Annotated in this window: 25 protein-coding genes and 1 other RNA gene; 17 read left to right on the top strand and 9 right to left on the bottom strand. The window is 55.4% G+C overall.

The window, feature by feature from the left end; all coding sequences use genetic code 11:
• Both ACFSOY_RS17775 and ACFSOY_RS17770 read right to left on the bottom strand, forming a co-directional pair.
• On the bottom strand, positions 1–599 hold a 599-nt coding region (locus ACFSOY_RS17775), incomplete at its 3' end, for a superoxide dismutase (protein WP_386048939.1).
• A gap of 164 nt (positions 600–763) precedes the next feature.
• Positions 764–1,360, bottom strand: a complete 597-nt coding sequence (locus ACFSOY_RS17770; RefSeq protein WP_386048937.1) for a TetR/AcrR family transcriptional regulator — start codon at positions 1,358–1,360, stop codon at positions 764–766.
• A gap of 172 nt (positions 1,361–1,532) precedes the next feature.
• On the opposite strand from ACFSOY_RS17770, the gene ACFSOY_RS17765 reads away from it, so the two are divergent.
• From ACFSOY_RS17765 to ACFSOY_RS17740, 6 genes are all read left to right on the top strand, one after another.
• Positions 1,533–2,849: a phytoene desaturase family protein gene (locus tag ACFSOY_RS17765; protein WP_386048936.1), complete on the top strand. Its 1,317-nt coding sequence runs from the start codon at positions 1,533–1,535 to the stop codon at positions 2,847–2,849.
• 266 nt (positions 2,850–3,115) lie between these two features.
• Positions 3,116–4,072, top strand: coding sequence for a tRNA modification radical SAM protein MnmL/YtqA (gene mnmL / locus ACFSOY_RS17760; RefSeq protein WP_386048934.1), 957 nt, complete (start codon positions 3,116–3,118; stop codon positions 4,070–4,072).
• 12 nt (positions 4,073–4,084) lie between these two features.
• Entirely contained in the window at positions 4,085–4,663 is a 579-nt protein-coding gene (gene mnmM / locus ACFSOY_RS17755; RefSeq protein ID WP_386048932.1) for a tRNA 5-(aminomethyl)-2-thiouridylate-methyltransferase MnmM, read from the top strand.
• A gap of 163 nt (positions 4,664–4,826) precedes the next feature.
• Positions 4,827–5,378: an RNA polymerase sigma factor gene (locus ACFSOY_RS17750; RefSeq protein ID WP_386048930.1), complete on the top strand. Its 552-nt coding sequence runs from the start codon at positions 4,827–4,829 to the stop codon at positions 5,376–5,378.
• Positions 5,375–6,841, top strand: a complete 1,467-nt coding sequence (locus tag ACFSOY_RS17745) for a hypothetical protein (protein WP_386048929.1) — start codon at positions 5,375–5,377, stop codon at positions 6,839–6,841. The genes ACFSOY_RS17750 and ACFSOY_RS17745 overlap by 4 nt, the downstream gene beginning before the upstream one ends.
• A 150-nt stretch (positions 6,842–6,991) precedes the next feature.
• Positions 6,992–7,441 carry a cupredoxin domain-containing protein gene (locus ACFSOY_RS17740; RefSeq protein WP_386048927.1) on the top strand — a complete coding sequence of 150 codons (450 nt, stop codon included), beginning with the start codon at positions 6,992–6,994 and terminating at the stop codon, positions 7,439–7,441.
• Positions 7,442–7,547: 106 nt separating this feature from the next.
• Here ACFSOY_RS17740 and ACFSOY_RS17735 read toward each other — a convergent pair whose 3' ends face one another.
• The gene (locus ACFSOY_RS17735; RefSeq protein ID WP_386048925.1) at positions 7,548–8,657 is read right to left on the bottom strand and encodes an aminopeptidase; all 1,110 of its coding nucleotides are present in this window, start codon (positions 8,655–8,657) and stop codon (positions 7,548–7,550) included.
• Positions 8,658–8,790: 133 nt separating this feature from the next.
• Here ACFSOY_RS17735 and ACFSOY_RS17730 point away from each other — a divergent pair, with 133 nt between their 5' ends.
• From ACFSOY_RS17730 to ACFSOY_RS17715, 4 genes are all read left to right on the top strand, one after another.
• Positions 8,791–9,087, top strand: coding sequence for a hypothetical protein (locus ACFSOY_RS17730; protein ID WP_386048923.1), 297 nt, complete (start codon positions 8,791–8,793; stop codon positions 9,085–9,087).
• 148 nt (positions 9,088–9,235) lie between these two features.
• Positions 9,236–10,033, top strand: coding sequence for a GTP diphosphokinase (gene yjbM, locus ACFSOY_RS17725; RefSeq protein WP_386048922.1), 798 nt, complete (start codon positions 9,236–9,238; stop codon positions 10,031–10,033).
• A gap of 122 nt (positions 10,034–10,155) precedes the next feature.
• Positions 10,156–10,329 (top strand): hypothetical protein, encoded by a 174-nt coding sequence (locus ACFSOY_RS17720; protein ID WP_386048920.1) that lies wholly within the window; start codon positions 10,156–10,158, stop codon positions 10,327–10,329.
• A 203-nt stretch (positions 10,330–10,532) separates the two neighbouring features.
• Complete coding sequence (locus ACFSOY_RS17715; protein ID WP_386048918.1) at positions 10,533–12,233, top strand: methyl-accepting chemotaxis protein; 1,701 nt, start codon at positions 10,533–10,535, stop codon at positions 12,231–12,233.
• A 45-nt stretch (positions 12,234–12,278) separates the two neighbouring features.
• Here the strand turns inward: ACFSOY_RS17715 and ACFSOY_RS17710 are convergent, their stop codons facing one another.
• On the bottom strand, positions 12,279–13,403 hold the full coding sequence (locus ACFSOY_RS17710) for a cation:proton antiporter (protein WP_386048916.1): 1,125 nt from the start codon (positions 13,401–13,403) through the stop codon (positions 12,279–12,281).
• 110 nt (positions 13,404–13,513) lie between these two features.
• Here ACFSOY_RS17710 and ACFSOY_RS17705 point away from each other — a divergent pair, with 110 nt between their 5' ends.
• The 5 genes from ACFSOY_RS17705 to ACFSOY_RS17685 all read left to right on the top strand — a co-directional run bounded on the left by ACFSOY_RS17705 (position 13,514) and on the right by ACFSOY_RS17685 (position 17,180).
• Positions 13,514–14,239 (top strand): DUF6602 domain-containing protein, encoded by a 726-nt coding sequence (locus tag ACFSOY_RS17705; RefSeq protein WP_386048914.1) that lies wholly within the window; start codon positions 13,514–13,516, stop codon positions 14,237–14,239.
• 170 nt (positions 14,240–14,409) lie between these two features.
• Positions 14,410–14,599, top strand: a non-coding RNA gene (gene ssrS / locus ACFSOY_RS17700) — 6S RNA.
• Between the two features lie 122 nt (positions 14,600–14,721).
• Positions 14,722–15,351 (top strand): TetR/AcrR family transcriptional regulator, encoded by a 630-nt coding sequence (locus ACFSOY_RS17695; RefSeq protein WP_386048913.1) that lies wholly within the window; start codon positions 14,722–14,724, stop codon positions 15,349–15,351.
• 39 nt (positions 15,352–15,390) lie between these two features.
• Positions 15,391–16,155: an electron transfer flavoprotein subunit beta/FixA family protein gene (locus ACFSOY_RS17690; RefSeq protein WP_386048911.1), complete on the top strand. Its 765-nt coding sequence runs from the start codon at positions 15,391–15,393 to the stop codon at positions 16,153–16,155.
• Between the two features lie 41 nt (positions 16,156–16,196).
• A complete protein-coding gene (locus tag ACFSOY_RS17685; protein ID WP_386048909.1) occupies positions 16,197–17,180 on the top strand; it encodes an electron transfer flavoprotein subunit alpha/FixB family protein in 984 nt (327 codons plus the stop codon).
• Positions 17,181–17,240: 60 nt separating this feature from the next.
• Here the strand turns inward: ACFSOY_RS17685 and ACFSOY_RS17680 are convergent, their stop codons facing one another.
• Genes ACFSOY_RS17680 through ACFSOY_RS17670 form a run of 3 tightly spaced genes read right to left on the bottom strand, consistent with a single transcriptional unit; the run spans position 17,241 to position 17,967 of the window.
• Positions 17,241–17,441, bottom strand: a complete 201-nt coding sequence (locus ACFSOY_RS17680; protein ID WP_386048907.1) for a hypothetical protein — start codon at positions 17,439–17,441, stop codon at positions 17,241–17,243.
• The gene (locus tag ACFSOY_RS17675; RefSeq protein WP_386048906.1) at positions 17,438–17,740 is read right to left on the bottom strand and encodes a hypothetical protein; all 303 of its coding nucleotides are present in this window, start codon (positions 17,738–17,740) and stop codon (positions 17,438–17,440) included. The genes ACFSOY_RS17680 and ACFSOY_RS17675 overlap by 4 nt, the downstream gene beginning before the upstream one ends.
• A gap of 5 nt (positions 17,741–17,745) precedes the next feature.
• Positions 17,746–17,967, bottom strand: a complete 222-nt coding sequence (locus ACFSOY_RS17670) for a spore germination protein (protein ID WP_386048904.1) — start codon at positions 17,965–17,967, stop codon at positions 17,746–17,748.
• Positions 17,968–18,170: 203 nt separating this feature from the next.
• Here ACFSOY_RS17670 and ACFSOY_RS17665 point away from each other — a divergent pair, with 203 nt between their 5' ends.
• Together ACFSOY_RS17665 and ACFSOY_RS17660 are read left to right on the top strand one after the other, a co-directional pair.
• Positions 18,171–18,392, top strand: coding sequence for a spore germination protein (locus ACFSOY_RS17665; protein ID WP_386048902.1), 222 nt, complete (start codon positions 18,171–18,173; stop codon positions 18,390–18,392).
• A gap of 14 nt (positions 18,393–18,406) precedes the next feature.
• Complete coding sequence (locus ACFSOY_RS17660) at positions 18,407–18,706, top strand: spore germination protein GerPB (protein WP_386048901.1); 300 nt, start codon at positions 18,407–18,409, stop codon at positions 18,704–18,706.
• A gap of 2 nt (positions 18,707–18,708) precedes the next feature.
• On the opposite strand, the gene ACFSOY_RS17655 is transcribed toward ACFSOY_RS17660, so the two are convergent.
• Complete coding sequence (locus ACFSOY_RS17655; RefSeq protein ID WP_386048899.1) at positions 18,709–19,152, bottom strand: hypothetical protein; 444 nt, start codon at positions 19,150–19,152, stop codon at positions 18,709–18,711.
• Between the two features lie 172 nt (positions 19,153–19,324).
• On the bottom strand, positions 19,325–19,987 hold the full coding sequence (locus ACFSOY_RS17650) for a peptidylprolyl isomerase (RefSeq protein WP_386048898.1): 663 nt from the start codon (positions 19,985–19,987) through the stop codon (positions 19,325–19,327).
• Positions 19,988–19,995: the final 8 nt, after the last annotated feature.

The following is a 19,995-nucleotide window of genomic DNA, read 5'->3' as shown; positions in this document are numbered from 1 at the left end:
GCTGCGAAGCGCTTGTTGACTTCATCCCAGTTGATCAGGTTCCAGAAAGCGCCGATGTAGTCGGGACGCTTGTTTTGGAACTTCAGGTAGTACGCGTGCTCCCAAACGTCGAGGCCGAGGATCGGCGTTTTGCCTTCCATCAGCGGGGAGTCTTGGTTCGGGGTGGAGGTGACAGCGAGCTTGCCGCCATCGACGATCAGCCACGCCCAGCCGGAGCCAAAGCGAGTGGTAGCTGCTTTGGTGAACTCAGCTTTGAAGTTGTCGTAGGAGCCGAATGCGGAGTTGATCGCATCAGCAACAGCGCCAGTCGGAGCGCCGCCGCCGTTCGGGGAAAGGATTTCCCAGAACAGGGAGTGGTTCGCATGGCCGCCACCGTTGTTGCGAACAGCGGTGCGGATGCCTTCCGGAATCGCATCCATGTTGGAGATCAGCTCTTCGATCGATTTGGATGCCAGGTCAGCGTGGCTTTCCAAAGCTGCGTTCAGGTTGTTAACGTAAGTCGCATGGTGACGGTCGTGATGGATTTCCATCGTCATTGCGTCGAAATGCGGTTCGAGTGCGTCGTTCGAATACGGGAGTGCCGGCAGTTGATGTGCCATTTTGTATTACCTCCTATGTAAGAAGTAGTTTTTATACATACATATATATTATCTTATTTAGGTCGGAATGCCAAGACATATTTTGGTCAATTGGCCCGACTTTCCACAGAATAGGATACACAGCACTCGCTTCATTTATACGCGCCGCTGTCGATCGTGTTGACCTATTCTTGATTGAGCCCGTTGAACAGATAGTGGATCTTGGTCGTCAAAATCTCTTCGACCGGCCAATTCCCCTCCGATAACACCCAATCTTGCATCGCGTGCAGATAGATGTTTTCCAACATGTCGCCGGCGATGATCGGATCGATGTTCTGTTTGAGCTTGCCTTCCTCCTGCGCCACCTCAAGGATGTCTGCCATCAGGTTCTTCAAGGAGACCGGACTTTGCCGCTCATGGATCATCGCGGTCGGCGTGGCCAAGGTGGACTTCACCCAGATCTTGACCAGATCGAAGCTCTCCTGGTTGGCGGCGAGCGCGATGCGGAACAGGCGCATCACCTTTTCTTCGCAGTTCAGCTCCGGACAATCCCACTCCTCGCGGCGCTCCGTCATCTCCTCCATCCGATCCTGCCCCCAGTGGGCGAGAATCGCTTCTTTAGAAGGAAAATGCAAAAAGACGGTGCCACGCGCCACGTCAGCATGCTCGGCGATCATGTCGATCGTCGTGCCATCATAGCCGCCTGCTTGGAACAGTTTCATCGCACTGGTGAAAATTTTGTTGCGCGTCTCTTGCTTTTTTCTCTCTCTGCGGCTGGACATCGCCTTGCCCCCTCTTCTCATATTTCTGCTTGCCTATATTTTACACCAAAAATGGGGCTAGACACATGATTCATAGACCAGTAATATAATTGTACTGAGTGCATAATATACTGAGTACATTAAAGGTACAAATATAGAAATAGCTGGAGTCTTGATCGGAGGCGGGTTTTCGATGAAAAAGAAGACGGTCGTAATCGGTGGCGGGCTGGCAGGGTTGAGCGTGGCAGCGCGGTTGGCAAGAGTGGGTCAGGACGTTGTTTTGCTGGAAAAAGCACCAAAGCTGGGCGGGCGGGCGGTGACGATCCCGCTCAAAGGATTCGACTTTAACTTTGGAGCCCATGCGATCTACAGCCGGGATTCTTCCTACATTCGCAAGCTGGAGAAGGAGTTGCGCCTCAACATCGGGTGGGTTGACTTCGATCCGAAGAAGGCGCGCTACGACCTCGGCGATCAGATGACGGAGATGCCGGCGACGCTTGAGGGCTTGTACAAGACGAAAGTGTTGCTCAACGGAGCGACGAAAGCTCGGTTTGCGATCGAGATCGTCAAGACGGTCTGCCTGTTGGAGCGAGGCGAAGAGGGCGTGTCGATCGGCGAATGGTTCCGTCGATCTGGCAAGCACAAAGAGGTGCAGGATCTGATGCTCACGCTTGCTTCGAGCAACTTCTTCACCCAGGAGCCGGAGCGGATTCCTTCGACTGTGTTTTTCAAGTATTACCAGCGCCTGTTCCGCACGTCGAAAGCGGTGTCCTACATCGCCGGCGGCTGGGGGTCGCTCGTGGCAGAGCTGGAGCGGGTGATCATCGAGAGCGGCTCGCAGATCATGACGAAGGTGAAGATCGAGAGCGTCCTGTTCCAACAGGGGCGCGTGTCGGGCGTCGTCACTTCTGAAGGGGTGATCGAAGGCGAGGAGTTCGTGTTCGCCGTCCCGCCGAAAGAGCTCGGGAAGATCTTTGAGGGCACACCGCTCCAATCGTCGATCGCCCCCTACCTCCTGCACAAGGCGAACAACGTGCTGGTGTATGATATCGGGCTGCACAAGCGGATCGAGACGCCCTACACCTACATCTACGATAAGAACGCGCGCGTGTTCATGACCGACATCTCCGCCTACACGCCGTGCACGCCAGAGGGTGGACAGCTGATTCAGGCAGTCGCCTATCTGAAGAGCGAAGAGGTCGGGGATCGCGAGCATGCGGCGGTGCGCAAGGAAGCGATCGAGCGCCTGTTCGACAAGCATCTGCCCGGCTGGCGCGAGCAGCTGGCAGCCAAGCGCTACACGGAGCGCGCCGCGGCGCAGGAGATCAAGGTGGAAGATGATCAACAGCTGATGCCCGTCCAGTTTCACGCCTGCTCCAACGCGTTCTTTGCAGGCGATTGGGTGCAAGGCGTCGGTCAGCTTTCGGAGCTGTCCTTCTCGTCCGGCTATGAGGTGGGCGAACGCATCTTGCGTAAAGGAAATACCGGTTGGATCGAACTGGCCGTCTAAGCGGACAGCGGACACACCCTACGAAAAACGCCCTTCACCACCGCGGTGGTGAGGGGCGTTTTTACTCGCCAACATGAAAGCTCGACAGATCGGTTGATGCGTTTTTCCCAGACTTGCATTATGACCCGCTAATCTGATGTATCATATGTCCTAACGGTCTGTACCGTACCGAAAAAACCGGGAGTGAAATGCGGATTTTTCTACACATGCTATGGGTGGTACAATAGAGGGCGAAACGGTTGGACGCTGTAGAAAGGGGTCGTACAATGACTCAGTTGACAAGACAGGAACCGCTCCTCTGGGGCGATAAGCGCTATCATACGTGGAATCATCATCTGCGCGCTCAGTTTGGGGAGAAAGTGTTCAAGGTGCCGCTCGATGCGGGCTTTACCTGCCCGAACCGCGACGGGGTGGTGACGACCGGCGGGTGCACGTTCTGCTCGGCGCGCGGCTCGGGCGATTTTGCAGGCAATCGCAAGGATGATCTGGTCACCCAGTTTCACGATGTGAAAGAGCGGATGCATCGCAAATGGCCCAAGGCGAAATACCTCGGCTATTTTCAGGCGTACACCAACACGTATGCGCCGGTGGAGACGCTGCGGGAGTATTATGAGACGATCCTTGAGCAAGAGGATGTGGTCGGCCTTTCGATCGCCACGCGTCCCGACTGTCTGCCCGATGATGTGATCGACTATCTGGCAGAGCTCAATTCCCGCACCTATCTGTGGCTGGAGCTCGGCCTGCAGACGATCCATGAGGAGACGGCAGAGCTGATCAACAGGGCGCACGATTATCAGGTCTACCTCGATGCGGTGACAAAGCTTCGGCAGCGCGGCATCAACGTGTGCTCCCACATCATCTTAGGTCTGCCGCAGGAGACGGATGAGATGATGATGGAGACGGCGCGAGCGGTGGCGCAGATGGGCGTGCAGGGGATCAAGATCCATCTGCTGCACTTGCTGAAATACACGCCGATGGTCAAGCAGTACGAGGAAGGTCTGGTCGAGTTTATCGATCAGGATCGCTACCTGAAACTGGTGTGCGACATGTTGGAAATCTTGCCGCCCGACATGGTGATTCACCGTCTGACGGGCGATGGACCGCCGGATACGCTGATCGGCCCGCTCTGGTCGCTCGACAAGTGGTCGGTGCTCAACGGAATCGATGATGAGCTGAAGCGGCGCGGTTCGTGGCAGGGGAAATATTATGTGCCAACGCGGTGAGCGGGTGGTCAGATGGTGATCGCACCATTGCTTCGCTATGCGCGAGAGCTGCTGTCGATCGCCCTATCGCCTGGCGATGTCGCGGTCGATGCGACGGTCGGCAACGGGCATGACACGCTGTTCTTGGCGGAGCGCGTCGGCCCGACGGGTCGCGTGATCGGGTTTGATGTACAGGAGATGGCGCTCGAACGAGCGCGGGAGAGGCTGGCAGATGCCGGCGTCTTGGAGCGCGTCGAGCTGCGGCAGATGAGCCATGCGCTGATGAGCGATGGTGTGCCGGAAGACTGGCGAGGGCGCGTCAAGGCGGTGATGTTCAATCTCGGCTATCTGCCCGGCGGCGATCGAGCGGTGGTGACCGAGTCTGCTTCCACGCTCGCCGCGCTGCAAGCGGGTCTCGATCTGCTCGCGCCGGGCGGCGTGATGACGGTGATGATCTACTCGGGCCATCAGGCGGGCAAGGCGGAGTCCTCGGCAGTTCTCGCCTGGGCGGAGTCGCTCGAACAGACGAAGGTGCACGTGTTGCTCCATCGGTTTTTGAATCAGAAAAACGATCCACCGGTGCTGTTGGCGCTGGAAAAGCGCGAATTTTGAAGGCTGTCATTCAATCGGACAGCCTTCTTTCTTTATAAGTGAGTGATTTTTCGGTGTTTAGATTAATTTTTAGGATAAATGTGTAACAGAATTCGCGGAACTCTCGACTATACTACTAGACAGATGAGAATGACAATCAGCGCACGAGGAGGGGAAAGGCTCGATGGTGGAACATGATTTAGATGAATGGTACCGTCTCTACCACCGAGACGTGTTTGCATATATCGGATACCAAGTGCGCTCGCGCCACGATGTGGAGGACATCGCGCAAGAGGTGTTCGTCCGGGTGTTGGTCGGGGCGGATCGCTTTCAAGGATTGGCCGCCCCGAAGACGTGGATCTTAGCGATCGCCCGTCGCGCCGTTGCCGATTGGTATCGCAAGAAACGGATTAAAAACCTGTTCTCCTTATCGGAGATCCACGATGTGCCAAGCGATGAGCCTTCCCTCTATGAGCGAGCGGAGCTGAGCGCGAAAGAAGCCGCGTTGCGCGAAGCGTTGCTGTCCTTGAAAAAGGATGATCGCGATGTGATCGTGCTGCGGATGATCCATGATTTTTCCACAGAGGAAACGGCCGCGATTTTCGGCTGGACGTCTGCCAAAACGCGGACGAAGCTACACCGAGCACTGAAAAAACTTCAGGAACTGCTTGGCGGCGATCCACTGTTTCAACAGGTCATACAAGAGGCGGCTGAGAAAGGGGTGAGTTTCAGGTGACAGAACCTCAGTGGGATCGATTGAAAAAAGAGCTGAAGCAGATACAGCCGAATGAGCAAGACAAGCCGGAAGACATGCTGTCGTTCAAACAACAGGTTCTGCAGGAATATGATCGCCGGACTCGCGTGGAGCAGCGATCGCGCTGGCTGCGGCGCAGTACGATTGCGCTGACGATCACCCTCGCCGTATTTTGTGGTCTGCTGATCACCTCCCCGTTTCAAGAGGATGGTGCGATCAAAATGCCCGATTGGCAAACGTTCTCCCAGCCGAGTGCCAATCAGATGGTGCAGGGGCTCGCACCGTATGAAGTGGTCAGCTCCTATTTCAACCTGTTGCTCCAGCGACGGGTCGACGATGCGAGCATCTTCTTTGCTGAATCGTTGAGACAGGAGCGCGATCTGGTCACGTCCAACCAGACCAATCCGCACATGACCGGCTATACGATCTATAACGCCTCGAAAGGAAACGGCAAGATACAGTACAGCGTTCGCGTGTCGTGGGGGTGGTCAGGTGCTGCCGCCTCCAGCGAGGCGTATGAGGTGACCGTCCGTGAAAATGCGGGCCGTTGGGAGATCTCCGGCATCAAGCGCTCCGGAGAGGTGACCTATGATGGGACGGACGGGCTGGAGATCGTGCGCACGCAGCGTGGGAAGGCGGAAGTTTTTCTCAAGCAATCCGATTGGTCGAACAATTCGAGATGGACGATGTTTGCAGCAGACCCTTCGTTTACCTCGCAGCTGGTGTTTGTCGAACCGAAACCAGCGCCGGAGATCTATATGGCGTCTGTCGGAATGAAACCGCAGCTCTTGGTTAAATTGCCCGCGGGAGAGGTCGAAGAGGTCTTCTGGACGGACACCAACCTGCTGGCTGTCAACTTTAAGCCGGCTGGGTCGAGCGAGCGTGAGATCCTCTTCTATGAGGCGATCACCGGGAGAATGCGCGACGCCAACTGGATGAGCGCAACGTTTCGGGTGCTCGGCGCGAAAGATCTGCAGGTTATGCACACGCTGCCGAATGAGAAGATTCGGGTGCGAGCGGGAGAGGGGACCTATCTGGTCGATCTGAAGGCGCGCCGAGTGGCTCCTGACAGCAGTTTGGGTCAGGTGGCGATGGTCAAGTTTGATGTGCAGAATGTGGAGCTGCCCGTCGAAGGGCTGAACTTCTCCTATCCGGATCGAACGCCCGAGTTTTTGGACACCGTCGATGTGATCCCGAGCGATCAAAAGGTGGATCTGCAAAAGGAGACGGGCCTTTACGTGTTCAACGGGAAGCTGAACGGCTTTTCGCTCAAAGGTTCGGAGCTGCAAGTGCAACTGATGCATGAGAAAAATCGGGTGCAGGTGGTGACCGTCCCCTATGAGATGCTGCGGCGGATCGAGGGGGAGTCGTTCGTGGTGAAAGTGTTCGACGATCGAGGCAGGCTGTTAGCCGATCCGTATGAGGTGACCGTCCCGAAAAGATGAGCGGAGCGAATGGATGAATAGCGGGGCAGCTCTTTGGCGAGCTGTCCTTTTTGCTTGCAGCTGAAAGCGAAGTTTGTTTGGAAGGCATGAGAATGGTTGGTTGCCACTGGGGGATAGTAGGTGTAAGGAAGATGAAAAGGAGGATCTTGGATGCGAAAGAGGTTTAGGAAGGCGATCAGGCCGCTGGTGATCGCAAGCGCCCTGCTCCTGCTGCCCAGCACAAGTTTTGCGGAGACAGCACCGCAGTTGGATCAAGCGCACTCGGTGAGCAAAGCGATGGAGAAGCAGGAGTTTTGGATCGTCACCAACGAGATCAAGACGAAGCTGGAAGATGGGAAGGAGATCGAGGCGTATCGGTGGGACCCAGGCTTTTTGACAGTCGAGAAAGGGAAGCCGGTGACGCTGCACTTCTATGGAATGAAAGGGAAGGAGCACCCGTTCGAGATCGAGGGGTTGGGCGTGAGCGGCAAGGTGGAGAAGGGAAAAGTGACGACCGTCACCTTTACCCCGAAAAAGGTCGGAACCTACCGCATCGTCTGTCTGATCCATACGACGCTGGAGCAGGAAGGGCCGATGATCGGCTATCTGCGGGTGCAGTAGTCATGAGGGCAGGTGCAGACCTGTCCTTTTTGCTGGACGAGCGTGTCACCCGCTTGTAAAAATTGCCCTCTTGCGCACCGTGGTCGGCGTAAGAGGGCAATCGCGATTACAGCAGGTTTTCCGGGTTCAGCGCTTCGAGATCCGGGATGACAAAGCGGCCATCTTTGCGGATCAGCACATCGTCAAACCAGATCTCGCCACCGCCGTACTCGGGGCGTTGGATGCTCACGATGTCCCAGTGGATGACAGAGTCGTTGCCGTTGGACGCGTTGTCATAACATTGACCTGGCGTGAAGTGGAACGAGCCGTCGATCTTCTCATCGAACAGCGTGTCGAGCATCGGGTGTTTGATGTAAGGGTTGAAGGCGATCGAAAACTCGCCGATGTAGCGCGCGCCCTCGTCCGTATCGAGCACGCGGTTGATCCGCTCCGTGTCGTTGGCGGTCGCTTCGACGATCTTGCCGTTTTCGAAGACGAAGCGCACGTTTTCGTAGGTGAACCCTTGGTAGTTGGTCGCGGTGTTAAAGGAGATGATGCCGTTTACCGAATCGCGAATCGGCGCCGAATATACTTCGCCATCCGGGATGTTGACATGGCCGTCACATTTGATCGACGGGATGCCCTGCATCGAGAAGCTCAGGTCGGTGCCTGGGCCGATCAGGCGGACTTTGTCCGTCTTGTCCATCAGCTCTTTCAGCGCGTCCATCGCTTTGGACATCTTCGCGTAGTCGAGCGTGCAGACATCGAAGTAGAAATCTTCAAACGCTTCGGTGCTCATGTTGGCCGATTGGGCGAACGCGTCGGTCGGGTAGCGCAGGATCACCCAGCGGCAAGATTCGATCGCAGGCCCTGTACGAGCGCGGTAGACCTTGTTGTACATCGCCATCTTCTCGCCAGGAACATCGGCGAGATACGAGATGTTGTTGCCGCCGCGAACGCCGATCCAGCAGTCCATCTTTTCCAGATGAGCCGCCTCGTTTTCTCCCCAGATGCGCAATTGATCCTCTGTCGCGTTCATCAGCAGTTGGCGTTGCACTTCATTGTGGCGGATGTTGACAAACGGGTTGCCCCCCGCTTTATGCACCGCCTTGATCAGCTCTTTCACCAGCGCCATGTCGATCTCGGTCACGTCGATGTGCACATTTTCTCCTGGCTGAACGTTGGTCGAAAAGTTGACCAGCGTTTCTGCCAGCTTGGTCATTCTTGGGTCGAGCATAGAGTCCCCTTCTTTCGCAGATATGGTATACCTAATCAGTTCCCGCTTGCGACTTGGAAATCCTGCATCGAAAACACCTGCTAAATGTGCTATCATCTCTTGTAGAAAATGTTTGTCCGAAGGAGGCACCCTTATGACATACCCGGAGTACATCACTTCGATCCAGTCGATTCTGATCGAGTTTATGCCGGACGAAACGCCGCTTACTGCCGAGAAAGCTGATCAGCTGGGAGAGCGCCTGCTTTCGAGCGATCAGATCAATCCGAACGCTGTGAAAAAGGGGTTTCATCAGACGGTTGCCGTGTTCCGCGATCGCGGGACGTGGACGCCGATCACGCTGCATTGGCAGACGAGCGAAGAAGGGCGAATTCAATATGCCCGCGTACATACACCAGCTTTCATCAAAGAGTTTGGTCAGGAGCGTTTCTAAGCAAGGTTTGTCTTTCAGCTCGAAGCATGAAACGAGGTTGGTTCTGAATACCTTAGCGATGTGAGCGGATGTTTCGAGCCGGAGATTGCTAGGATCGTCTCAGAGTGAACAGAACGATCGCATGTCGCAAGTGAAGGGGGCATCCCGTGTGTACGGACGTGATTGGGAGACATTCTTGATTCCTTATGAACAGGCTGTAGAGGAGCTCAAAGTAAAGTTGCGAGCCTTGCGCACCGAGTTGAAGCGCAAAGAGGAGTATACACCGATCGAGTTTGTGACCGGACGCGTCAAGAAGGTATCGAGCATCATCGAAAAAGCGAAGATCTTAAACATCCCGCTCGACGAGGTGGAGAAAGTTCCAGACATCGCCGGTCTGCGCATCATGTGCCAGTTTGTCGAAGATATGCATCGAGTGGCGGAGCACATTCGCAACCGCAAGGACATGGTGGTGGTGGAAGAGCGCGACTATGTGACCAACCGCAAGCCGAGCGGCTATCGCTCTTACCATTTTATCGTCAGCTATCCGGTGCAGACGGCAGACGGCGAGTTAGAACTGCTGGCGGAAGTTCAGATTCGGACGCTGGCGATGAACTTTTGGGCGACGATCGAACATTCGCTGAACTATAAGTACAAAGGGAACATTCCGGCCAACGTTCGTCAGCGTCTGGTCGGCGCAGCAGAAGCGTCGTTTCATCTCGACAATGAGATGTCGCAGATTCGCGAGGAGATCCTGGTTGCGCAGATCCTGTTTGAGACGAAATCGAACACGGTGGAGGGCATCCTTCGCAACTTGGAGAAGCTGATCATCGCCGGACATGTCGAGGTGGCCTCCGAGTTCCACCAGCGGTTTCACGACACGCAGAGCGAAGAGATCGAGAAGTTGGTCGAGCTGGCCAAAGAGATCGAGCTGCGGTTGCAACAGCTGCTCGATGGCAGCGGGCTATAAGCGAGAGGAAGGGCGTGCCGACACGCCCTTTTTTTGTGCGGCTGGAAACTTCTGTCGACTTCTGTGCGTCTTGATTGTTGAATACACTCTTTTGAGAATCGGAAACCAGAGGTGTGGCAAAGATGAAAGCGCCAGGCGTGTCAGCATTTCTCGTGGCCATGTTGCTCGGGGTGGTCACAGGCGATCTGGTTGTGCAGAAGGACCCACAACCGGCGATCCAAACGGAGGACGAGGTCGCTCTGCAACAGGTGGATGCACCGGAAGCGGTGCTGTCGGTGCAGATGAAAAAACGATAGGTACAACCGATCGGATCAAAATTTTCAATCCCTGACGAGACATGGTCTCGGCAGGTTTTTTTTTGTCTAAATCCTTTATTGGTAAGAATATAATATAAAATATGTCTTTCAAAATATCGGATATTAATTTATTATAGGGGGTATAGATGTCGAAAACGTGTCGGTTTTTGACGGAAACAACAGTGTTGAATGGAGGCAATGGAATGAAGTTTTCGGTGCGAATGAAGCTGTTCATCAGCTTTCTCCTCGTGTTGTTGCTGTTGATCGCGACAGGTACGGTAGCGGTCGAGCGGATGAACAACATGGAGAAGTTGACCCAGGAGATCGATGAACATGTGATGCCAAGCGTCGTGATCGCAGGTGATATCACAGCCAAGGTCACCAACATCCAACGGATGATGACCAGAATGCGGATGGCGCAAACTCCGCAAGATGCGGAGCAGGTGGTCAGCTCGATCACAGCGGATCAAGCGGATGTCACCAAGATGTTGGGTCAATTCAAAGAGTTGGCAGACACGGAGGAAGAGAGCAAGCTGTTCGCTACCTTCTCGGCAGACTACAAGAAATTTGAAGAGCAGATCCCGCTTTTGATCAAGGCGGCAGAAGAGCGCAACATCGAGGCGTTCAACAAGGCGGATCTGGCTGCGATCGAGGCGTTCGACAAGGCGATCGCCGATCTGCACAAGCTGAAGCAAACCAACCAAGAGTATGGCGCAGCAGCGACGAAATCGACAGTCGAGATCAACCACGACGGAAGAAATTTCGTGTTGGCGCTGACAGCTGTCGCGACCTTGCTGACCTTTTTAATCGTCTTTATCGTTCCCAATCAATTTACCAAGCCCGTCTATCGTCTGGCCGCACAGGTCAAGAAAGTATCGAACGGGGATTTTACATTAGAGCCGATCAACCTAAAATCGCGTGATGAAATTGGCGATCTCAGCCGCGACTTTGACAAGATGGTGCAGAATTTGCGCGGGATCTTGCAACAGGTATCGTTAAATTCGGCACAGGTCGCATCGACCTCCGAACAGCTGATGGCCGGGGCGGATCAAACCTGCCGCGCAGCCGAGCAGATCGCAGCAGCCGTTCAGGAAGTGTCGGCCGGCGCAGACAAGCAGTTGCAAGGGCTCACTTTCACGAACAAAGTTGTGACCGACATGAAGAGCAACATCGAGCACATCGTCACCGGCATCGCGACGGTGACCGACTCTTCGCTGACGGCGACAAGCCGTGCGAAAGATGGACACGACGTGGTGGAAAAGACGATCAAGCAGATGGAGATGAGCACCGAGAAGATCCATTCTACTGCTCAGGTACTGAACAAGCTGGGCCAGAAGACGGACGAGATCGGGCAGATCGTCGAGCTGATCACCAGCATCGCAGGCCAGACCAACCTGCTGGCGCTCAATGCGGCGATCGAAGCATCGCGCGCGGGCGAGCACGGCAAGGGGTTTGCTGTGGTGGCAGATGAGGTGCGGAAGCTTGCCGAACAGTCCGCATCTGCGGCCGACCACATCCGCGCACTGATCGGCGAGGTGCAAGGCGATGCGAACGTGGCGATCCTCTCGATGAACGAAGGGACGAAATCGTTCGATGAAGGCATTCGAATGATCCACCTGACGGGCGATTCGTTCCGCGGCATCTATTCGGCTGTCGATGCGCTCGCCAAACAGGCGCAAGATACGGTCGAAGCGGTCGAGCAGGTCAACGTGGGAACGCAGGAGCTGGCAGCGACGATCGATACGATCGCCACGTTTGCCGACCAAGCGACGGGCAATACGCAACAGGTGGCGGCGACCGTCCAAGAGCAGACCGCTTCGATGGAAGAGGTCACAGCCGCATCGAACATGCTGGCGAAGATGGCAGGCGAACTTCAGGATTCGGTCAGTACGTTCAAGGTGTAAGCGAAGGAAGTGACAGTAAGGAAGGCTCCCGATCGGGAGCCTTCTTTATTTGGGGAAGGAGAGCTTGAGCAACAGCGGGGTGACGACGGTGGTGACCAGCACGACGACGACGATGACCGCAAAGAGGGAGGAGTTGAGCAGCCCGCTCGACAGCCCGCTCGCGGCGATGATCAGCGCCACCTCGCCGCGGGAGACCATCCCGGCTCCGATCGCCAGCGAACTGCGGTTGGAGAACCCGGCCAGCTTGGCCCCGAATCCCGACCCGACCCATTTGGTCAGCACGGCGACGATGCTCAAAAACAGGGCGATCCACCAGTTGCTGCCAATGGCTTGCAGATCGGTGATCACGCCGACAGATGTGAAGAAGACGGGCACGAAGATCGAGTAGGCGATCGTTTCGGTCTTGTGCATCACCTCTTCCTTCTGCTTGGTCTGCGAGATGGCGACCCCGGCGATGTAGGCGCCGATGATGGCAGCCACGCCGGTCAGCTCGGCAAACCAGGAGAAGAGGAAGCAGATCGCAAGCGCCATCGTGATCACCGCCTCGGTGACGCGCAGCGGAGCAAACTTGTTCATCAGATAGGGGACGACCTTCCAGCCGACGAGGATGGCGAGGAGGAAAAAGCCCACTTTTTTTCCGATCAAGAGCGGCAGGCTGATGTCGCCGCCGGCAAAGCTGAGCAGGAAGGCGAGCAGGATGACGACCAGCACGTCGTCGATGACAGCTGCGCTCATCAGCGTCGTGCCTTCGCGCGAGTTGAGCCGCCCCATCTCGCGCAGGGATTGGACGGTGATCGAGACGCTCGTCGCCGACAGCAGCAGGCCGAGAAACAGCGATTCCAGATGGTTCAGTCCGATGACAGCGCCGGAGAGGTAGCCAAGGCCGAGTGGCAAGACGATTCCGCCGAGGCCGACCAGCGCGCCCGCCTTTCCAGAGCGCTTAAACTCGTCGAGATCAGTTTCAAGGCCAGCGAGAAACATCAGCAGGATCACGCCGATCTGGGAGATCTCGTTTAAAATATCGGTGCTCTCAATCCAGCCGAGCACAGATGGACCGAGCAAAAGGCCGACGAGCAGCTTGCCTAAGACGGACGGCTGGCCGAATCGCACTGCGAGGTCGCCCGCCAGTTTGGTTGCGACTAAGATGATGGTCAGTTCGAAGATCAACATGGAGGAGGCCCCTTTCAGCACATCTGTCCATTAGGGTGTGCGAATTTGGCAAAAGAATAGCATTTCTGCGATACTGGGAAAAGAGATCGAAACGATGCTGGAGGACTGTGATGAAAGATGTGTGGTCATTATTTTATGAAGGTATAAAATGTGAACAAAATGTGAAATTTGAGTTGAACGAACCATTTCTCGATCTGTTGAGCAGCTTTTTGCAGGGAAAGTTGCCGGAGAAGTTTGCGCTCGGCCAAGGTCAGGTGTTTTCGCTGGATGGTGACGCAGCTGATGACAGCGACTTGATTCTCTACGATCGGCAGCATACCCCGCGGCTCCTCGTGGGAAAACGGCAGCTCGTCCCGGCGGAGACTGCAGGGGTGACGATGCAGACGCTGGAAGTGCTGACCGCTCAGCTGCTGCGGGAGGAGGCGCGCCAGATTCGCCAGGTGCGCCGCTTGCAGAAGCTGACACAAAAAAGTTTTACCGGCGGGCTTCAACTGGTAAGCACCCATCCGCATACGATGGGCGTCATCGTGGCCCGGACGGCTGAGATCAGCCTTGAGGAGATCGCGCAGGTGTTGGAAGCGGAGCAATCCGCCTGGCCGGAGACGGAGCGGGTCAGCGCCGTGTTTGTGGTCGGGGTGGGCGTTGTCATCTATCGGACCGAGCAGACGGGAGAGGTGCGCTTTTTCCCGCTGGCAGACTCGAAGCTGACAACGATCGCGTCGGGGGAGGACACGATCGCCTTTTTGCTGCTCTTCCTCTGCTCCTACCTCAACTCGATCGAGATCATCCCGCCCAATCTGATGCCGTTGATGTCCTACGCCAATTTTCAAGCGTAACCTGTGGGAAGCAGATGTGATCAGCTCTTCTGAGGATAGATTGTTGTTGAGATGCTCGCTCTTTTGAGGGCGTTTGTTGCCAGCCGAATGTTGTGCGCGCAAGGCGCTTCCTGTAGGATAAAGACATCGCTTCGGTGCAACAATAGAACGGATGCGATCGAACATGATATCACTTCCTGCGGTGTTCGTTAGGGTCGATCTGTTTTGAACCTTGAGTGTTTCAAGGGAGACAGAACTCTCAGCGTATGACAGGCCCACCTCTTGCAAAAGATGCATGGGAAGTCAAAAACTGCGGACGAGTCGCCCACCTGCGAGAGCAGGTTCTGAAACATACGGCTCGACGGCACATGCGGGGTATCTACATAACGAGCTCAAGCAAGCTACGAAGCGACCTCCCCTCGGCGGCAGGTCGCATTTTTGCAGTTTTTGTGTCGACAGTTGACGGATTTGACTGCCTATTCTAATATAGGAGTAAGAAGTGAATGAATGGATACTCATTCATTGAGGTGAGGACGATCGCACAGAAAAAAAACAACGAAAAGTATGAAGCGATCCTCAGAGCTGCCGTCAAAGTGATCGGCCAAGCAGGCTATCACAACGCTCCCATTTCCAAGATTGCTCGGGAGGCGGGGGTCGCGGATGGTACCGTATATCTTTATTTTAAGAACAAAGAGGACATTCTGATCTCGATCCTCCGCGAGACGATCGGCACGCTTGTCGATCGGATTTCTGGTGAGCTGAGGTCGGTGGAAGGCGATGCGGCCGAGTCGTTGAAGCGGCTGATCACCGTCTACTTTGAAATCTTTGGCGTCAACCCCGATTTGGCCATGTTCACACAGGTTCATCTGCGTCAGTCGAACGCCGAGATGCGCAAGCAGATCGGTGACATCATCCGCCCGTACTATCAGATCATCGACAACATCATCCTGATGGGGATCGAGTCCGGTGTGTTTCGCCAAAGCACCGATAAGCGAATTGCGCGCCGCATGATTTTTGGCACGATGGATGAGACTGTTACCGCATGGATTCTCACGGGTGCAAAATATGAACTGCAGTCTTTAGTGCTTCCAGTCTACGATGTGATGGTAGGCGGGCTTTGCGCCAAACCATGACGATTACTTGAATCACCAGTCTGAAAGGAGCTCTCACCGATGAATATTTTCGTGTGCCTCAAACAAACGTTTGATACTGAGGAAAAGATCGTTGTCGAAAACGGCCAAGTCAAAGAAGACGGCGTGCGCTTTGTCATGAACCCGTACGATGAGTACGCGGTCGAAGAAGCGATCAAGCTGCGCGACGCGAACGGCGGTGCGGTGACTGTTATCACCATCGGCCCGGAGCGTGCGCAGGAAGCGTTGCGCACGGCGCTAGCGATGGGTGCTGATGAGGCGGTTCACATCACCGACGAATCGCTCTTTGGCGATGAATATACAGCATCCACCGTGCTGGCAGCATATCTGAAAGACAAAGAGTATGACATCATCCTCTGCGGCAACCAGGCGGTAGACGACGGTTCTGGTCAGGTGGCAATCCGCCTTGCTGAACTGCTCAACATTCCGCACATCGGCACGATCACCAAGCTTGAGATCAATGGCTCCGACGTGGAAGCGCACCGCGATGCGGAAGGCGACCTGGAAGTGGTCGGCGGCAAGCTGCCGATCCTCGTGACCGCTCAACAAGGTCTGAACGACCCGCGCTACCCATCTCTGATCGGGATTCGCAAAGCGAACAAGAAGCCGCTGGCCAACCCGGGCGCCGGCGACCTGAACATCACCGCCGACCTCGCGAAAAAAGCGTCCGTCGTGGAAACGTTCCTGCCGGCAGCAAAAGCGGGCGGTCGCATCTTGGAAGGCGACAACGAACAGCGCGTCAAAGAGCTGGTCGGCCTGCTGCGCACCGAAGCGAAAGTTCTCTAAGTTGAGAACGGTAACTTGAAAGACAGAGAGGAGCACATATCATGAGCAGAACGATTCTCGTATTGGCAGACCTGCGCAACGGCGCTGTCCGCAACGTGACTTTTGAAATGCTGTCCACTGCAAAAAAACTGGCAAACGGCGGCGCTGTCATCGCATCGATCATCAGCAACAACAGCGGGTCGATCAAAGCGGAAGAATTGGCCCATCACGGTGCTGACAAAGTGCTGGTCGCTGACAGCGCGGCGCTGGAAAACTACGTGCCAGATGCATACGCAAGCGTGTTGGAGACGATGATCAAAGACGTGAACCCGAACCTCGTGCTCATGGCGCATTCGGCGATCGGTCGCGACCTCGCTCCGAAGGTGGCGGCGCGCTTTGGCGCAGGTCAAGTGTCTGACATCATCGATGTGACCGAAGAGGGCGGCAACCTCGTCTTCACCCGCCCGATCTACGCGGGGAAAGCGTTTACGAAAAACACGGTTGCCGGCGATCTGGTTTTGGCGACCGTTCGTCCGAACAACTTGCCGGCCGGTGAGGCGGACGCATCCCGTTCGGCAGAAGTGGTAAACGTCTCCGTCGACCTGCCTGCAGACTCCCTGCGCACGTTCATCAAAGAGGTCGTGAAAAAATCGACCGGCGGCGTCGATCTCTCCGAGGCGAAAGTGATCGTTTCCGGCGGCCGTGGCGTCAAGTCGGAAGAGGGATTCAAACCGCTGTATGAACTGGCAGAAGTCCTCGGTGCTGCGGTCGGCGCATCCCGCGGTGCTTGCGATGCTGGCTACTGTGACTATGCGTTGCAGATCGGCCAGACGGGCAAGGTGGTCACGCCCGACCTGTACTTCGCTGTCGGCATCTCCGGAGCGATTCAGCATCTGGCGGGCATGTCCAACTCCAAAGTGATCGTCGCGATCAACAAGGACCCGGAAGCTCCGATCTTCAAAGTGGCAGATTATGGTATCGTCGGCGACCTGTTCGACATCGTGCCGATCTTGGTCGAAGAGCTGAAAAAAGTAGTGGCTGAGTAATCGGCCTGAAAGAATCAAGAGACCCTCTTGCAAATTGTGCAAGAGGGTCTTTGCGCGTGTTTAGATGCGACCGACCGGACCGGTCACAGACGGTACGATGGCGGCGACGGGGCGCACGCCGCGAGAGATGAAGACGGAGCGCGGTGTGATCAGCTCGGTGTCTCCCAGCAGAACGACAGCCGATGAGGTGACCGAATTGATCTTGAAATTGGCTACCTGCAGATCTCCGTTGTTGACAACTCTCAGCTTGATTTTTTTCATCTCGCTTCCACTCCTCTGGTGTTGGGGAGAAAGACTTCGACATCCTTGCCGACCACATCCTGATCCCGAACGTCTTCATCCACTTGGTTCGCATAATGCAACTGCGTGTTGATCGGCTCCTCAAACTTGCCAACGATCGCAAAGCCAGGAGCGCCGCGATAACCAGAATAGGCTTCCCCGTATGAAAACGGATCGACCCCCTCCCAGACATCGCCGATCTGGACGACGCCGGAGGGGCCGATCGCGATGACGAGCATATTCTGCACGATCGTCTGTTTTGCTCGATTTCGTTTCAACATGGTCGTCAGATGCCGGAGTTGGTGTTGTTATCGAGCACATCAGCATCGACAGTTGCCGTGTTGCTGATTCCGTTGATCGATACCGAGAAGTCGCCCGTGTTGCCGCTCCCCGAGCCGGTATACGACTTGGAGGGGCTTTTCGGTGCGATAAATCCGGAATCGCCAAAGAGGACGGTACCGCCTGAGATGCTGACGATCTTGATCGGTCCGCCGACGATAGACGGCATGGCATTTCCTCCTTTTCGCGATACAGGTATAGTGATACAGTATGTAGCCGCCGAAGCTGTGGTGAGCAGATGAACGCCTCACTTTGTATTGATCAAAGCATTGATCAAGATGGATGTCGGGCAGTTAGAATAGGCACTCACCCACCACATCTGGCCTGCATAGACTGCCTAGAGAAAGAGTTCTGGCAGAAGGCGGTGGTGTCGTGCCTGCGATTCTCGGAACCTTGAAAGTGGTCAACATCTCTTCCGGCGGAGTCTTGAGCATCGGGGATGTAGGTCTGATCTCTCCGAAGACGACAGCCAAAACTTATGCCGGTTCTGGATCGTTCAATACGGGAGATTTCCCTCAAACGTATAATGTTGTCTCTTCAACGAACACTAACGACAACGATGTGCTGGACGAAAACGTGGCCTCAGTCTTTTAACGGGAGGCGATTCAATGCGTGTCAATCAAACGATCAAGATTGGAACGATTCAAATCAATGCGATGTCGAGCTCATCTGTTTTGCAGATTGGCACCAGCGGCGCCGTCAAAGCCCGGTCGGAAACGATCACGGAAGAGGTCACGCCCACTCAGGCGGAACAGATGTTGGAAGATCAGATTCATTCGCAGATCGAGCCAGAGCTAAAAAAAGAGGGTTTGCCGATCGAGACCGCAGAGGAAGAGCCTTTATCGGGAGGCGCGCAAGGCGGGTTTCAGGTGGAAGGGCGCCAGAGGAGAAGAAAAAATCGTACCTGAGCTTAGCAGGTACGATTTTTTTGTTTGCCAGCACCTTGAGGGGGAGAAGTTGTCTGTTTCGTCTGGAAGCGGCTCAAGCCGTACACGCGGTCGAGCACCGTGCTATATTCGCGAGCCGCATCAAAATAGGCTCGCCGCGCGAGCTGACACTCGGCCGTCTCCTTGCCGATCTCGCAGGCCTCAAAGCGCGCTTCCTCCTTTTTTTTCATCGACAACCAAGCGGGATAACAGGGGTCGGATGAACCGAAGGGCGGTGGCGGCAACAGCGAGTAAAAGGGATCATCAAAATAGACCTGACCGGTGATCAGCGGCGTTTCACGCTGAAACTGAGGCTGAATGATACCAAACCCAGGCGGAGGGGGTGGTGGTACGATAAAGTCGGATGGGACTGCCGGAAGTGGATCTTGCTCGCGGTGGCGTCTGCGCTTGTGGCGCTCTCGGCCCATGTCCAATCTCCTTTCACATCGCAAGTTGTTCTATCCTATGGGGCGATCGTGTGGAGATGTGTCAGCAAATGAGCGGTTCCTTCGACAATTTCCCGGGAAATCGACCGAAAGATGAAAATCTGTCGAATGAGAAATGGCTCTCCACATCGGGGAGAGCCAGCGATCTCATCTGCTATTTTTCTTCGATCGTCACCGTTTCGATCTTAACCTCTTCCTTGGGCTTGCTTTCCTCTCCACTTGGCCCCGGCCCGACCGGAACGGCTGCGATCTTGTCCACCGTCTCGATTCCTTCGATGACCTCGCCGAAAACGGTGTAGTTCGGCAAGTTGTTCAGGCCATCCGCCCGAGGGCCGCTGCCGATGAAGAACTGGCTGCCGTTCGTGTTTTTGCCGGCGTTCGCCATCGCGAGGATGCCTTTTTTGTACGGCTTGACGGGCGGGAGTTCATCTTCGAAGCGGTAGCCAGGGCCACCTGCGCCCGTTCCGGTCGGATCGCCCGACTGAATCATGAAATCTTGGATCACGCGGTGAAATTTCACGCCATCATAAAAATGCTCACGGGCGAGAAACACGAAGTTGTTGACGGTGATCGGAGCTTCATCGTCGAAGAGCTTTACCTTGATGTCGCCTTTGTTCGTCTTGATCGTGGCGGTGTAATCTTTTGCCTTGTCGATCTTCATCTCCGGCTTGGTAGCATACTGTTTCGGTTGCGTCTCTGTTGGTGCCGACCCTTCTTTTTTCGGTGTATCTTCGGTCGATTGACCGCAACCGACCAGCGCGGTCGCAAGCAGTGCGACGCCAAGCAGGGAGGGCAACAATTTGCGCTTGTTCATCATTCGTTCCT

Source organism: Tumebacillus lipolyticus, from assembly GCF_042682745.1.
Taxonomy (GTDB): domain Bacteria; phylum Bacillota; class Bacilli; order Tumebacillales; family Tumebacillaceae; genus Tumebacillus_A; species Tumebacillus_A lipolyticus.
The sequence above is the reverse complement of the archived record's forward strand: the minus strand, read 5'-3'. Positions and strand labels throughout refer to the sequence as shown.

Coding starts and splice junctions, on each gene's coding strand:
- ACFSOY_RS17655 (WP_386048899.1), bottom strand. CDS start 19,152: ATGGGCCGAGAGCGCCACAAGCGCAGACGCCACCGCGAGCAAGATCCA.
- ACFSOY_RS17680 (WP_386048907.1), bottom strand. CDS start 17,441: ATGAAAAAAATCAAGCTGAGAGTTGTCAACAACGGAGATCTGCAGGTA.
- ACFSOY_RS17715 (WP_386048918.1), top strand. CDS start 10,533: ATGAAGTTTTCGGTGCGAATGAAGCTGTTCATCAGCTTTCTCCTCGTG.
- ACFSOY_RS17750 (WP_386048930.1), top strand. CDS start 4,827: ATGGTGGAACATGATTTAGATGAATGGTACCGTCTCTACCACCGAGAC.
- ACFSOY_RS17770 (WP_386048937.1), bottom strand. CDS start 1,360: ATGTCCAGCCGCAGAGAGAGAAAAAAGCAAGAGACGCGCAACAAAATT.
- mnmM (WP_386048932.1), top strand. CDS start 4,085: ATGGTGATCGCACCATTGCTTCGCTATGCGCGAGAGCTGCTGTCGATC.
- ACFSOY_RS17710 (WP_386048916.1), bottom strand. CDS start 13,403: ATGTTGATCTTCGAACTGACCATCATCTTAGTCGCAACCAAACTGGCG.
- ACFSOY_RS17660 (WP_386048901.1), top strand. CDS start 18,407: ATGCGTGTCAATCAAACGATCAAGATTGGAACGATTCAAATCAATGCG.
- ACFSOY_RS17720 (WP_386048920.1), top strand. CDS start 10,156: ATGAAAGCGCCAGGCGTGTCAGCATTTCTCGTGGCCATGTTGCTCGGG.
- ACFSOY_RS17735 (WP_386048925.1), bottom strand. CDS start 8,657: ATGCTCGACCCAAGAATGACCAAGCTGGCAGAAACGCTGGTCAACTTT.
- ACFSOY_RS17730 (WP_386048923.1), top strand. CDS start 8,791: ATGACATACCCGGAGTACATCACTTCGATCCAGTCGATTCTGATCGAG.
- ACFSOY_RS17670 (WP_386048904.1), bottom strand. CDS start 17,967: ATGCCGTCTATCGTCGGCGGACCGATCAAGATCGTCAGCATCTCAGGC.
- ACFSOY_RS17740 (WP_386048927.1), top strand. CDS start 6,992: ATGCGAAAGAGGTTTAGGAAGGCGATCAGGCCGCTGGTGATCGCAAGC.
- ACFSOY_RS17685 (WP_386048909.1), top strand. CDS start 16,197: ATGAGCAGAACGATTCTCGTATTGGCAGACCTGCGCAACGGCGCTGTC.
- ACFSOY_RS17695 (WP_386048913.1), top strand. CDS start 14,722: ATGAATGGATACTCATTCATTGAGGTGAGGACGATCGCACAGAAAAAA.
- ACFSOY_RS17765 (WP_386048936.1), top strand. CDS start 1,533: ATGAAAAAGAAGACGGTCGTAATCGGTGGCGGGCTGGCAGGGTTGAGC.
- ACFSOY_RS17705 (WP_386048914.1), top strand. CDS start 13,514: ATGAAAGATGTGTGGTCATTATTTTATGAAGGTATAAAATGTGAACAA.
- ACFSOY_RS17690 (WP_386048911.1), top strand. CDS start 15,391: ATGAATATTTTCGTGTGCCTCAAACAAACGTTTGATACTGAGGAAAAG.
- mnmL (WP_386048934.1), top strand. CDS start 3,116: ATGACTCAGTTGACAAGACAGGAACCGCTCCTCTGGGGCGATAAGCGC.
- ACFSOY_RS17675 (WP_386048906.1), bottom strand. CDS start 17,740: ATGTTGAAACGAAATCGAGCAAAACAGACGATCGTGCAGAATATGCTC.
- ACFSOY_RS17650 (WP_386048898.1), bottom strand. CDS start 19,987: ATGATGAACAAGCGCAAATTGTTGCCCTCCCTGCTTGGCGTCGCACTG.